Annotated in this window: 17 protein-coding genes; 13 read left to right on the forward strand and 4 right to left on the reverse strand. The window is 39.9% G+C overall.

Annotation, left to right across the window (positions count from 1 at the left end; genetic code table 11):
* The first annotated feature begins 202 nt into the window (after positions 1 to 202).
* The 7 genes from D6774_04835 to D6774_04865 all read left to right on the forward strand — a co-directional run bounded on the left by D6774_04835 (position 203) and on the right by D6774_04865 (position 5289).
* The gene (locus D6774_04835) at positions 203 to 583 is read left to right on the forward strand and encodes a hypothetical protein (protein ID RME77303.1); all 381 of its coding nucleotides are present in this window, start codon (positions 203 to 205) and stop codon (positions 581 to 583) included.
* Positions 583 to 1473: an ABC transporter ATP-binding protein gene (locus D6774_04840; GenBank protein RME77304.1), complete on the forward strand. Its 891-nt coding sequence runs from the start codon at positions 583 to 585 to the stop codon at positions 1471 to 1473. The genes D6774_04835 and D6774_04840 overlap by 1 nt, the downstream gene beginning before the upstream one ends.
* A 2-nt stretch (positions 1474 to 1475) precedes the next feature.
* Positions 1476 to 2237, forward strand: a complete 762-nt coding sequence (locus D6774_04845; GenBank protein RME77319.1) for an ABC transporter permease — start codon at positions 1476 to 1478, stop codon at positions 2235 to 2237.
* A 45-nt stretch (positions 2238 to 2282) separates the two neighbouring features.
* Positions 2283 to 3035, forward strand: a complete 753-nt coding sequence (locus tag D6774_04850) for a hypothetical protein (GenBank protein RME77305.1) — start codon at positions 2283 to 2285, stop codon at positions 3033 to 3035.
* A gap of 97 nt (positions 3036 to 3132) precedes the next feature.
* Positions 3133 to 3891 carry a hypothetical protein gene (locus D6774_04855; GenBank protein RME77306.1) on the forward strand — a complete coding sequence of 253 codons (759 nt, stop codon included), beginning with the start codon at positions 3133 to 3135 and terminating at the stop codon, positions 3889 to 3891.
* The gene (locus tag D6774_04860; GenBank protein RME77307.1) at positions 3888 to 4580 is read left to right on the forward strand and encodes a metallophosphoesterase; all 693 of its coding nucleotides are present in this window, start codon (positions 3888 to 3890) and stop codon (positions 4578 to 4580) included. Before D6774_04855 ends, D6774_04860 begins: the two co-directional genes overlap by 4 nt.
* A gap of 160 nt (positions 4581 to 4740) precedes the next feature.
* Complete coding sequence (locus tag D6774_04865) at positions 4741 to 5289, forward strand: hypothetical protein (protein RME77308.1); 549 nt, start codon at positions 4741 to 4743, stop codon at positions 5287 to 5289.
* 52 nt (positions 5290 to 5341) lie between these two features.
* On the opposite strand, the gene D6774_04870 is transcribed toward D6774_04865, so the two are convergent.
* Positions 5342 to 6316, reverse strand: a complete 975-nt coding sequence (locus D6774_04870; GenBank protein ID RME77309.1) for a polyprenyl synthetase family protein — start codon at positions 6314 to 6316, stop codon at positions 5342 to 5344.
* A 250-nt stretch (positions 6317 to 6566) separates the two neighbouring features.
* Here D6774_04870 and D6774_04875 point away from each other — a divergent pair, with 250 nt between their 5' ends.
* Positions 6567 to 6983, forward strand: coding sequence for a hypothetical protein (locus tag D6774_04875; protein RME77310.1), 417 nt, complete (start codon positions 6567 to 6569; stop codon positions 6981 to 6983).
* A 162-nt stretch (positions 6984 to 7145) separates the two neighbouring features.
* Here D6774_04875 and D6774_04880 read toward each other — a convergent pair whose 3' ends face one another.
* Together D6774_04880 and D6774_04885 are read right to left on the reverse strand one after the other, a co-directional pair.
* The gene (locus D6774_04880; GenBank protein ID RME77311.1) at positions 7146 to 7667 is read right to left on the reverse strand and encodes a ZPR1 zinc finger domain-containing protein; all 522 of its coding nucleotides are present in this window, start codon (positions 7665 to 7667) and stop codon (positions 7146 to 7148) included.
* Between the two features lie 155 nt (positions 7668 to 7822).
* Positions 7823 to 8260 carry a cell division protein SepF gene (locus D6774_04885; GenBank protein ID RME77312.1) on the reverse strand — a complete coding sequence of 146 codons (438 nt, stop codon included), beginning with the start codon at positions 8258 to 8260 and terminating at the stop codon, positions 7823 to 7825.
* A gap of 387 nt (positions 8261 to 8647) precedes the next feature.
* On the opposite strand from D6774_04885, the gene D6774_04890 reads away from it, so the two are divergent.
* From D6774_04890 to D6774_04910, 5 genes are all read left to right on the forward strand, one after another.
* Complete coding sequence (locus tag D6774_04890) at positions 8648 to 8938, forward strand: 50S ribosomal protein L21e (protein ID RME77313.1); 291 nt, start codon at positions 8648 to 8650, stop codon at positions 8936 to 8938.
* Entirely contained in the window at positions 8935 to 9279 is a 345-nt protein-coding gene (locus tag D6774_04895) for a hypothetical protein (protein RME77314.1), read from the forward strand. Before D6774_04890 ends, D6774_04895 begins: the two co-directional genes overlap by 4 nt.
* Positions 9280 to 9293: 14 nt before the next feature.
* Complete coding sequence (locus D6774_04900; protein RME77315.1) at positions 9294 to 9845, forward strand: DUF655 domain-containing protein; 552 nt, start codon at positions 9294 to 9296, stop codon at positions 9843 to 9845.
* Positions 9846 to 9907: 62 nt separating this feature from the next.
* Positions 9908 to 10486 (forward strand): hypothetical protein, encoded by a 579-nt coding sequence (locus D6774_04905; GenBank protein ID RME77316.1) that lies wholly within the window; start codon positions 9908 to 9910, stop codon positions 10484 to 10486.
* Between the two features lie 78 nt (positions 10487 to 10564).
* Positions 10565 to 11152 carry a hypothetical protein gene (locus D6774_04910; GenBank protein ID RME77317.1) on the forward strand — a complete coding sequence of 196 codons (588 nt, stop codon included), beginning with the start codon at positions 10565 to 10567 and terminating at the stop codon, positions 11150 to 11152.
* Positions 11153 to 11174: 22 nt separating this feature from the next.
* On the opposite strand, the gene D6774_04915 is transcribed toward D6774_04910, so the two are convergent.
* Positions 11175 to 11975 (reverse strand): hypothetical protein, encoded by an 801-nt coding sequence (locus D6774_04915; GenBank protein RME77318.1) that lies wholly within the window; start codon positions 11973 to 11975, stop codon positions 11175 to 11177.
* Positions 11976 to 12852 lie beyond the last annotated feature (877 nt).

A 12852-nucleotide genomic window follows, 5' to 3' on the forward strand; every position in this document is an offset into this window, starting at 1 on the left:
ATATCATTAAGCGCGTGCTCTTTTCCATCTTTATCTTTGAGTGTGAAATTCTTTGCTTTCATGAAAAATATAAGAAGAAACAGGGTTTAAAAATATTTATCCAAAAAGCACGAAACAAAAAAAACAGGGGAGCGTAACAAATACTACAACGAACCTAACAAGTATACGTTTTAGGCTACTAAGAGCCTATTTTTATTCTTTTTTGTTGCAAATCCTTATAAATACCCTCAAAACACCCCCTCCAAAAACAAAGAAGGTGTTTATGCACATGGCCGAACAAGAAATCTCCCAAGAAGAACTTCTTTATGTTGTAAACGACAAAATTGATGCCCTCATCGAACTACTCATTGAGAAAAACGTGATCTCTGAAGACGAATACGCAAAAAAACTTGATTCGCTCTACGAAGAAAGTGAAGAAGAATCAGACGTCGATGAGGAAGATGAAGAAGAATCAGATGACAGCATCGACGAGGAGAATTATTGGAATCCTGACTGGGAATACGCAGATGAAGAAGAAACCGAAACAGAGGAAGACTACTCTGACGTATTTCCTGACGAGGCAGAAGAGACTCCCTTTGACTAATGGAAGCTCTTTCTATTTCAGCTCTTGAGAAATCCTATGGATCTTTCAAGGCAGTCAAAGGCATTAGTTTTTCCATAGAGAAAGGAGAGTTCTTTGCACTTCTTGGCCCCAATGGCGCAGGAAAAACGACCACGATAAACATTCTTTGCGGTCTTGCTAACATTGGTTCAGGGACAGTAAAAGTTTTTGGAAAAGATCTTCTCAAAGACTATCAAGAAGTGCGAGCACTTATTGGACTTGTTCCTCAAGAATTTAATTTTGATCAGTTCATTAAACTTGAAGACATGCTTGTGTTCCAAGCAGGATTTTTTAACATCCCTCGTAAAGAAGCAAAAAAAAGAGCTGAAAAACTCATGAAACAACTGGGCATTTATGAAAAAAGACATGCTCAACTACGCATGCTCTCAGGAGGTATGAAACGTAGAGCCATTATTGCTCGCGCACTCATGCACAAACCACGTTTGCTTATCCTTGATGAGCCAACAGCAGGAGTTGATGTAGAACTTAGGCACGAACTTTGGGAGTTTATTCAAGAAATCAATAAGAAAGGCGTTACCATTCTTCTCACCACCCACTACATTGAGGAAGCGCAGCAACTTTGTAAAAGAGTAGCAATCATGAACCATGGAAAAATTGTGGCTCTTGACACGACAAAAAATCTTCTTAATAGGCTTAAAGGAGAAGAAATCCATATCACACTTGAAAGAAAAATCAAACTGCCTAAGAAATTTGAAAAATACAACCCAACAATGAAAGACAAAACATTAATCTTTACTATTCATGAAACGAATTACCGTGAACTGCTCAAAGACCTCTCTACACTGCCAGTGCAACACCTCGAAACAAAAGAGAAGAAATTAGAAGACGTCTTCTTGGAGCTTACAAGATGAAAATGAATTGGATTGCTCTTTTTACACTTATAAGACGTGAGGTCCACAGATCTCTTCGTCTCTACAAGCAAACCATTCTTCCACCTATGCTCACAGCAACACTGTACATCCTTATTTTTGGATTTTCAGTAGGTTCACGTATCGGCGAAATGGGCGGTTTTAGTTATCTTCAATTCATACTTCCAGGTCTTATCATGATGGGCGTTATTACCAGCTCATATATGTCTGTTGTTTCCTCTCTTTTCCTCTCCAAATTCCAAGGAAACATACAAGAAATACTGGTAAGTCCTATGAGTTACCTTGAAATGGTCTTAGGATACATCTCAGGAGGAGTTGCACGCGGACTCATCGTGGGCCTTGGCATCACACTCGTCTCAGCAATCTTTGCAAACATACCCGTAGTAAACCCCCTTGTTAGTATCTCTTTTGCATTTATTATCAGCATTCTCTTCAGCTCACTTGGGTACATCACTGCCTTGTGGGCTAAGAATTTTGATCAAATGGGGATGTTCTCAACATTTCTCATAACCCCCCTTATCTATGTTGGAGGTGTGTTCTACTCTATTGACCTCCTACCACCACTCTTCCAATCACTTAGCAAAATTAACCCTATTTTGTACATGGTAAATGGTTTTAGATATGGTTTCTTAGGGGTTAGTGATGTGAACATTCTCTTTTCAAGTGCTTTAATTATCATCCTCGCTTTTCTCTCTATTCTGCTTTGTATTAATCTTACAAAGAAGGGTTGGAACTTACGCGCATAAGTACATACAGAATACTTTTATACTCCCAAACTCTTCTCATGCTTGATGCTCTCCAGAAAATTTCTTAGTAGCCTGCAAGCCCTTCACAACGCGTATACAGTTATTGAAAAAGAGAATATTGATCTTAAAAATCCTCAACTCTCAAACGATCTTAGCTACTCCGCGCAAAAAATAAGTAGCGTTGTACGACAAATAGATCCGCGCATAAAACTTCTTCGTAAACATTTTTCAGAAGTGGAAGAACGTCACAACAGTCCTGAAAATGAAGAATCGCTCTTGCAGATACGAACGCTTCTTAGTAAGCTTGAGCGTGAAAAAACAAATCCTTCGGAGTGTAAAAAAATTATTGATGCCATAGCTGAACACACAAGCGAACTTAAAACTTCTCAAACCACCACCACTATCAACGCCCCTCTTAATAACATTCCTTTGGAGATTCGCTCAGAAATCTCTGCAGATATTGAAGAATTACAAAGAACATTTAATGCGAAGTGTTATCGCTCCTGCGTAATTCTTTGTGGTCGCATACTAGAAGTTGCACTTCACAGAAAGTATTATGAAGAGACCAACCACGACATTCTTGAAAAGAGTCCCGGTATTGGTTTAGGAACACTTCTTGCAAAAATGCGTGAAAAAGAAATTTTCTTTGATCCAGGACTTATGAATCAAATTCACCTTATCAACATGACGCGTATTTTCTGTGTTCACAAAAAACAAGAGGCATTCTCACCAAGCAAAGCACAAGCACAAGCAATTATTATTTACACCATGGATGTGCTCAGAAGATTATTTGAGTAACTTTTAGGTACTTATTTGAATGAGAGTGGCCTACAATAAACCCGCTGAAGTAATAAAGTAGCTAAATTAATAAAGTACGATCCCTCTTCTTCACTTCATGAATCTCCCAGAACGCATAGACAAAGAAGTGCTGAGTATGTTTGATGTATTCAGGGAAGTTGTTGGAGAACAGCTCCTAGACTTTAAAGACTTCACGCCGTTTACATACTCCGAGGAAGAACCCCGAAGATACACGGGGAGTTGTAGTGTTCGTGTCCTCGTACGTGGTCTTGATGTGGGCGAGATGAAAATCATTGCATTTCAAGCAAATGAAGGGACTGGAAAGAAAGGACACTTCCTCCACTACGGAAATCCACCGCATCTTTACGACCTCCCGAATAATGAAGTACAGCTTCCAAAAGGGCGGCATCCCAAAAACTGCTATAACGAGTTCTTTTTCCCCTTTGGGACACTAGATAAAGACTCTGAACGCTTTGTTCGAGGCGTGGTCTGTCTTGAGGAGATTTGTCTTGAACCTGTTGAGAACGAGCTCTATGTTGCAGTTCATCAGGTGATGGACCCCTTACAATTCAAGAGAGGAATGGGCTCTTCAGAAGAAATTCCGCTTGTGATCAGCAGAACTGCCTGGCACAAAGACAACAGAACGCACCCATCAGCCACACCATACAGTGTTGCCAACAAACATGCCATGCTCTACAATGCTAAAAGCATAGGAGACAATTATGTTCAAATAGCAGGTTTCCTTCCTGTGTCGATCACGGTATCTCAACACAGACATGCTTTGCGAGAATTTTGCAAACAAACAGGAGATATTAAGCCACCTTTCAAGTTTAAAGGTGTGCAAATGGTGATATGAGCGTGCACGCGTTACAGTTCAGATCTTGTGCTCTTAAGATTGACGAGACACTCATACTTTGTGATGTTCATCTGGGTTATGAGAAAAGCCTTCAAAGAGTACAACTACCTCTTTTTCAATTTGAGGATATTATCGCTCAGCTTCAAGAAGTACTACGCAACGACCATTTTAAACGCATCATTATCAATGGAGATCTTAAAGATGAATTTTCTCGCATTTCAAACCAGGAGTGGCGCCACGTCACTCAGTTCCTTGAACTTTGCAAAGAACATTGTGATGACATTATTGTAATTAAGGGTAACCATGATACCCTTTTAAATCCGATAATAAGAAAATTTAAGATAACCTTTGTTGATACATACCAATTTGATGATGTTTTCGTGTGTCATGGAGATAAAAAAATACCTCTTCCTGATGAGTGCAAGGTGGTGATCATCGGACATGAGCATCCTGCAATCACTCTTCGCGAAGGTGTGCGCACTGAGAAATACAAATGCTTCCTCGTGGGAAATTATGAGGGAAAACAACTCATCGTACTTCCCGCATTCTACTCTGCGCATCAAGGATCTGATATCACCTCTGCAAAAAGGCTCTCGCCGTTTCTTCCAAAAAATCTAGATTCCTTTGAAGTATTCGTGGTTGGTGATACCGTATACCCTTTTGGAAAAGTAAAAAATATTCCTCAGTAAGAAAAAAAAGAAAAAAATAAGAAGAGCTGCGAATAAAAAAGAAGATTGAAGAACGCAGACGAGAAGAAGACTCCCATCTACCTGCGAACGAAGTGCAAGCACAAATCCTGGCACATGCAAAAGACATCTTTTTTATAGTTGTTCTTTTTTTGTCTCTTACATGTCAATTACGATCCTTGTTAATGGTATCCTCAATAATATGAATGATGAGAAAGAACTTTCCCCTCAGGTAGCACAAGTTATAACCAAGGTATATCAGAATAAAAATCTACGACTTAGCGAGTATTCCTTGAATCTGCACGAGATTCCAGGAGGTTTTCTTAACCCTCTTCCCAATGTTGATCCTACATTTACGTTGCGTATTGTTCCAAAGACGAATTGGAATACTGTTTTAGAACTTATGAAAAAGAGTAGAACTAGTTTTTGGGAGCAAAAGGGTTCAAGAGTTTATGCGCTTGACTTTCTAGGAGATGAAGATCTGCTTGAACTGTATCATGCACTTGAGCTTCCTTACGCCTATGTTGGCAAGGAATCAAGTGCTGTTGAAGGCATGATGGTTGCACAAGAACCTCTTGCTATTTACGCTCCAGGACATAACACCCTTGCACCACTTAGACAATTACATCAAGCATGTAAAAATGCCTTGCTCTATCAAGGACCACTTCCAGCACTTAAAAATAGTAAGAAGAGTGATTTGAAACAAGAATAATTACTTATCTCTTAGTACCTTCTTTTTTTAAGAAACCTTTACTGTGATAAGACTACTTCTTTCGTGTGAGAAGATTGGTTGCTAAGAGTGCAAGTTCTTCCTTTTTTAGTATATCTAATTGGGCGATTTGTTTGAGAATGTTTTCATGATACGTGAGCATTAATTGATCTACTTCCTTGAAAACGCCGTGTTTTTCAAGAAGTTCTTTGTAGTGCTCAAAATCCTTTGGTTCCTCACTTGTTTTTTCACAGAGTAACAAGCGGTACATTGTTTGCTTGTTTTCTTTGAAATCTGAGCCTTGGTCTTTGCCACTTGTTGAAGTGAAATCAAGATAGTCATCACGCAAGTTGTACAACAGTCCCATCTCTTCACCGATCTTTTCAAGCTGCGCAGGATTTCTCCCTGCAAGAATTACCCCTGCTGCAAGAGGGAGTGAAAAGGTGTAACGTGCAGTTTTGTATTGGTAAATTTTGAGAATTTTATCCTTGGAAAATGTTTTTCTGCTTGCAGATCCCATAATATCTGCCATTTGTCCAAGTGCAGTTCTGTGCAACTCTTTTGAAAACAAGTCCATAAGCTCGCCGTGTTTGATGAGGCGTAGAGCTACAAAAATAAGGGCATCTGCTGCGCACAAAGCAAGTGATTCCCCTGTCTTTTTCACCTCTTGGAATTGTTCGACCTCCCCCCTACTCTCAAAGCTTTTATGTAGTGCAAGACAACCTCGTCGTAAAACACTCCTGTCCATGATATCGTCTTGGATGAGCAGTGCTGCGTGAATAAGTTCAAGAGCAATTGCTGCCTGAACTGCTTGAACATCATATTTTGGAGCGTAGCACTCTTGGGCGAAGAGAAGAAGAGAACCTCTAAGAAATTTCCCGCGACTAACATAGTCTTTGAGAAGTTCGTAAACCTCTTGTGTGAACGTGCCTGCTGTAAGAGCTTCGCGTTGCATGTTTTTTAAGAACATGTCTGTTTCTTCTCTGAGGATTTGTGCGTAGTGACCAATGATTTCTTGCATGAACTTCATCACAACGTTAGCTGTTTTTAAGCGTATGGTTGCACCAATCGGTCAAGCCACCTTGCGCCAATGTACCTTCGTTTAAGCCTGAGAAACTGTGTACCGCATGAATACTTCAGAAAGCAGAATTCAAAGATGATTTCAAAAATACCCTGCTAAATAGATACCAGTTAAGGAGATGTTGAGAATATGACCGCACACTTTTTTTTCATACTTTGGAGCAAGAACATTCATAAACACATCACAAAAGGCACAGGTTATGCACTTGATTATCCGCGCAAATGAACAAGAACTAGAACACACTGTGAACGCTCTTAAAAAATATACGTGGGTGCACCTAGCAGGCACGCTTGAATACAGATCTCCCCTCCCCCCAAGTATTGAGAACAACTACACCTTGAAAGATCTCCCAACACTAAACCAGAAGTATTCTCCCCTTGTAGCTCTTGATCTCCTTCCATTCCAGCAACAACAAGTTTTACAACGCTATTGTAAACATAAAATCAATTTTATTGCGCGAGGAAGAGCCATCCCCTCGCTTGAAAAAACAGTTCAACTTGAAGGTATTATAGGTGTGATGCAACCTCCAAAGCAATTTGATCTTGACACCTGCATAGATGCTATGCAAACACTTCTTGACTTTGGTGGTAGCGGTTTTTTTGCAGACTGGAAATAATACACACATAATGCACATAAACACTTCTTCAAAAACACGCATTGCAAAGTCAGAAGGAATTAAAAAAAGAAGAAAAACGTGAAATAAAGAGAAAAAACTATTTGTACTTCAATTTTTTAGTGGCTTTCTTACAGCCTAAACAGTTAGGCAGTTATTCGCACCTTACTTTTTCTTCGCCTTATCAGAAATTATTGCAGAGTTTCCCGTCTTATCTTCTATCTGGATCGTGAGTGTGTCATGACCCCACATCGCATCTTGGATTTTGCGAAGGTGTTTTTTTGCTTTTTTCTTCGCTGCAGGATCATCAGTATCTTCCATTGCAAATTCAATTTGTTTTTTTATGCGGTTGAGAAGACCCTCTATGTTAGTAACATAACCGTTTGACGCTTCACCTGCTTCAATAGTGATGATGCGTGGAATTTTAACGGTTGCAGACGCAGATTTAACAACTCTAATGTTAAGCTCATCTTCTCCAGAAACATCAATTTCCCATTTCACAGGCCCTTTGTTTTCTTGTACCTCCACATCTGCCTTGTGATATTTGCAATTGCTACACGTCATGGAGAACAAGTAGACTTTTCCAAAGTAAGGAATGTCAGATTCGTTTTCCATCAAGGTGAGATTAGGCGTGTTACAAAAAGGACAGGTCTCGCCATGGATTACTTCAGGTGGTTTATCTACCATAGACAGAAGAGAAGACAAATAGTTTTAAAAAATGTTTGAAAAGGAACCAAAAAAAGAGTTGAACAATGCTAAAGGAATTAAAGAACCCTAAGAGAACACCCTAATCAGACACAAAAAAGAGAAAGAGAAAAAGAAAGAGAACGAATTGAAAAGAGTTAATACGTCTCGAAGTTGTGATTCGAGCCGTAAGATGACCTTTGTTGGCCTTGTTGAGGTGCAGGCGGTTGAGGTCTGTGAATGGATGCAAAACTAGGTGTTACGGCAATCCAGTCTTCTCCGAAACCTGCAATGTCTCCATCAATTGCTTCACAAGTCTTTTTAAGTTTGTTAATTGCTCTTTTAAGTTCAACTAGGTCTTTATCCTTAAGAGGCCGGATGTTAATAAGTGATATAGTGTATCCTTCGCGTAGCGCGTCAAGGATCGGCTTGACATCTTCAAAAGTTTCCAGAATAAATGGTCTGATGTTGATCTTAGAAGATTTCTTCTGTGGTTCGGAGCTCACTTCAATGTATTCCGCGCGCTCACTCTCCGGAATGTCAACGTAGTCATTGCCGGATATAGAATCCTTAATTTTCATGAATAGTTTTCGCATTGTGAAATACCCCTTTGCAACTACTTTGAAATGCAGTCAGAGATGTATATAAATGTTGTGTCGCCATTAACAAGGAGTGTAAATGTTGAATCTGAAAGAAAGAAAAGTGCTTCGTTAAAAATTCCTGAGAAAACTATGCTGAACTTACCAACCCTCTCGCACCCACAAACACACCCGCAAACCCAAAGAAAAACAAAACAAGAAGAAGAATAAACCACAAGAATGCAGGAACAAAACCACAAAAACAAAACCACAAAAACAAAACCAAGCAAAAATACTCAAAAAAGAATCACTCCAAAAAGAACAATACACTGCTTCTAACTGCAAAATCTCCCTTAAACCCCAAACCACAATATTTATAAACTACACGAGGTGTGAATTGTACCTATGGTAACAAGAGTTGGCGGAAACAGACGTAAGACCCGTTACAAATTCAAAAAGGGTCACAGGCAGAAAGGAAAACTCTCACTTACACGCTACTTTCAAACCTTTGAAGAAGGGCAAAAAGTGAAGCTCCTTTCCGAGCCATCAGTCCACAGTGGCATGTACCACCGAAGAGTACATGGAAAGGTGGGAGTTGTACAAAAAAGACAAGGTAGATGCTACTATGTCGCTGTCAAAGATCACAACAAAACAAAACAATTCATCGTTCACCCGGTTCACCTTAAAGCACTATGAGCAAACCAACAATTATTGAAGCTACACCTATCCACCTTGCAGAACTCAAAGCAACTCTTGAGACTATTCAAAAAAGAGATGGCGAGTTGAGTTTTCGCGGTGGTAAAACCATGGAATACCTCAATGACTGTGATGTACTTCCTCTGGATAAAGCAAACGAGCTCTTTGAGAAGATCAAGGCTCTAGACATTCCCAGGCTTCAAGATAAGCACATCATCAAAATCATCAATACGCTGCCAGTAACTGGCAAAGAGGTGCAAGCAGTCCTTCAAGGATACACTGTATCAGTAACGAAGGAAAACCAAGAAAAAATTGCACAGGCGGTTGCTGAATATGTTTAATCATTCACACTCCAATGAAGCAAAAAGAAGAAACGGCTATTGTACTCGAGTTCCTTCCAAACGGATACTCAACAGATACACGTCCTTCACATAGAAAGACCGCGATAGCTCAAGCTCTTGGGAAAACACGCTTCACCCTTCTCGAACTCGTACCTAAAAAAGACGTATTCCTCAACATTGGACAAGAAGTCTACATTGGTGATGGAAAACGTGATGAAATCCACCACATTCTTGGAAAATTAACTTATGATAAATTAACATCCACTGCGAAAACAAATCTTGAATACGTTCTTGATGAACTCATTGATGAGAACGAAGAGAGATTCGTTGCGTTTTTCAACAACGCTCAACCAATGAGCCTTCGAATGCACCAGCTTGAACTCCTTCCAGGTCTTGGTAAAAAACACATGCACGCAATTCTTGAGGCACGTGAAGAAAAAGAATTTGAAAGCTTTGAAGATATTAAAAAACGAGTAAAACTCATGCCAGACCCCAAAGCAGTTATCAAGAAAAGGATTCTTAACGAATTAGAAGGTCTTGAAAAACACAGAATCTTCACTGATTAAACCTACTGGTATCATACTCTTTCTCACTCAGGTTTTTATACCTACAGTATTAAGTATTTTGTATGTCTGAGCGAATTCAACTCCCCTTATACGTTGTTAAAGAAACACTTGAAGATTGTACACCCTCTTTCTTGGTTCCGGGATTTTCAGGATTTATGAGTGATTACCCCTCCATTTTACAAACGTATGGACTTGAAGACATTGACAATGCTCCCGCAAGCTTTCAAGGGCTCTCTCACATCCCTTTTAACGGCCTTTTATTCACACCCACTGCGCTAAACACGTTCCGACTGGACAAACACATTCACAGAGATTTGAAGAGAAAAGATCACAAAATTAATTTGGAGCGCTTGATCTTCGAGCAAGGCATTGTACGAGAGATACCTGTCCTTTTCGCAGAGTTACACTTTAACCCTCCACGCGAAGAGGATAAAGAACTACGAGAGTACTTTTTTGACCTCTTTGATCACATTTACCTCTTTTCTTGCAATGCACGCATGGAGATACCTCAAGAAAATCCTTTGATGGCCGAAGTGCGAGTTCAAACTCCACTTGTTTTTGCACAACATGAAAACCCCGTTACTCAGTGGATTGAACATATGAGCAGGACAAAGAAGATCTGTCTTCGCTATGAGTACTAATCGCCACCTGCTTTGCAGGCGAGCAGCTCTTGAAAGACGAAGATATTCTTTAAATAATACTGCTCATAAAGAGATGTTATGCACAGTTCATTTGAAGAATTCAAAAAACACGTTTTGCAACGACCAGATAAATCTGCAAAAAAAAGCATAGATGAAAAAATCAAACCCCTCTGCAATTGCATTAATGCATTACCTGGATTTGTAACCCTCTCTTCTTGTTCGGGCAGAATTACACTCACCACTCAAACCAATAAAAAATTATCAACCTGGATTTACACAACCCACGACTTGGCAAAACCCTCCGATGTTCTTAGCGCACTCAAAGAGTACTCCCTGCAAGGAAAAGACCTTCCTCGAGTGGAGTTTAAACAAGAGTCTGCCATTTTGCATCTTGCACTGCCCACCCCCGAACAAGCAATCTGCTTTATCAATTCAGCAGCAAGGCAGTGTGGTTTTGGTCGATTCGGCATCACATCAATACAACCAGATCACACCGTGGTTGAACTCATCTGTTTACAACACCTCTCAGTGCCTGTTTTTGATCAAACCATTCTCGTAGAAGAAGAGTACCTTTCATATCTTGTTGAACTTGCTAACGTGAAACTGCAAAAAAGCTGGCAAGCAATTGAAAAGCTCACCACCTATTTTGTAGCTAAGAGCATTTGAGGAAGAAGTTCTTAGAGAAGGATCATTCAAATTCTAAGAATTCTTGAAGGTCATTCAAACCAATAGCAGTTCTTTTCATATAGGTTTTAAATATCCAATCAAAAAGCGCTTCGTCTTCTGGACGTAAACAATACGCATCAATTGAAAAACCTCCTCGACCCAGCTCATCTTGTGATGATGAACACCAGTAAACATAGAAGTTATTTTCTGCTTGAATAAAGAAATGCGCTGAGAATAGTTCCCTTGAAGAAATCAACGGCATGAGTAGATCCTCCGCTCTTCTTGAATATGCAGGGAGTAAAAACTCTGATTCAAAAAACCTGCTATTTACAGATCTAAGATGTTCTCTTAGAACTCTTCTCTCTTGAAATGCTGCTCCGAAGAGTTCTTCAAAAAAAGCGTCGATCACTCTGCTCCCCTTTTCCCTAATGGTGAGAAAGTCATATTCTGGAACCGGTCTGCTATAAAGATCACAAGAAACTTGTGAATGACCTGTTTCTATGTGAAACGTGCATTGGAGCATATCTCCTTGAGGGAGTTGTTTCACAAATTTTTCAAGAGATGAAAACGTTGTTTCATCATCCGCAAAATCAGCTCCCTTGATGCGCAGGGTTGTCCATTTGCTTGGAATATGATGCGTGAAGGATAAACATCCTGCGCAAGTAAGTCCTTTAGGTGTCGCATACATTTCGGTTAAGGGGTTGCGATAATGAACAACATCTTCAACGTTTTTAGATGATGCACTTGTATAGCTGTGCATTCTTAATGCGACATAATTACAAGAGACATCTTCTGCTTTTTCAAGTAACTCCCGTATAATCATTGCAAATTTGCGAACGACACCTATTTAAGAATCATTCTCTTTGCTTACCCCTTTGGAAGATGTGGCACACACTTAAACACACTCATAGAAATAAAATGAGCGGGGAGAAAAGCTCCCCACTGTTTTTGGTAAACCCCTTGTTTCCCAGCAAACAAACAGGATAGAAAACAGTATTGCAGGGGTTTATTTAAAGCTGGTGTTGTCACCAATACGAGAACGAACTATGAGAACGCATCCCTTCCGCTTTGTAAATGATGTTCATTTATAAATGAACATTCTTCTTACATCATCCCACTCTATCACAAGAAATTTTTTAAGGAGTGGCTAAGATTTCGCTATTTTGCCCGTGGAGATGATGTTTTATACTGCATCTTGCTGCCATTTAAGATGCCTCCAAAACAAAGCCTCTACGGGCTTTTACCGTTTCTTATTAAAGATTCTTACCAGTTTAGGAAAAAGAGGGGATGAAGAAAGTGCTTTGAGCTCTCGAGACGCCTGATTTCGGTTTCCCAGAACATACGCTGCGCTAAAACGTGCAAAATGAACCTCAGGGGAATCTGGCAGAGAATTAAACCGCCTTAAATAGGTTTTGTGTATGTGATCTGCCCACTCATACAACCGTGGCGCACCAGCTTTTTCAGCCATGATCAGACATTCCATGATCTGTACGTGCCGATTTCTCGCCACCAGCACATCAAGGGTGTGCGGAGTTGTATGCAGAAATTGTCGGTCGAAATACCTAAAAGTAGGAAACAGAGGATCTGCATAGCATGATGCATGATGAAGGTGAAGCAGGAACAAGTTTTTTGTTTCATCACGCGGTTCACTTAGATGAGCTTGAAGGCTATCTTCAAGAGATCGAGGACCTATCTCCTTA

The organism is Candidatus Woesearchaeota archaeon (assembly GCA_003695435.1).
Taxonomy (GTDB): Archaea; Nanobdellota; Nanobdellia; order Woesearchaeales; family UBA11576; genus J101.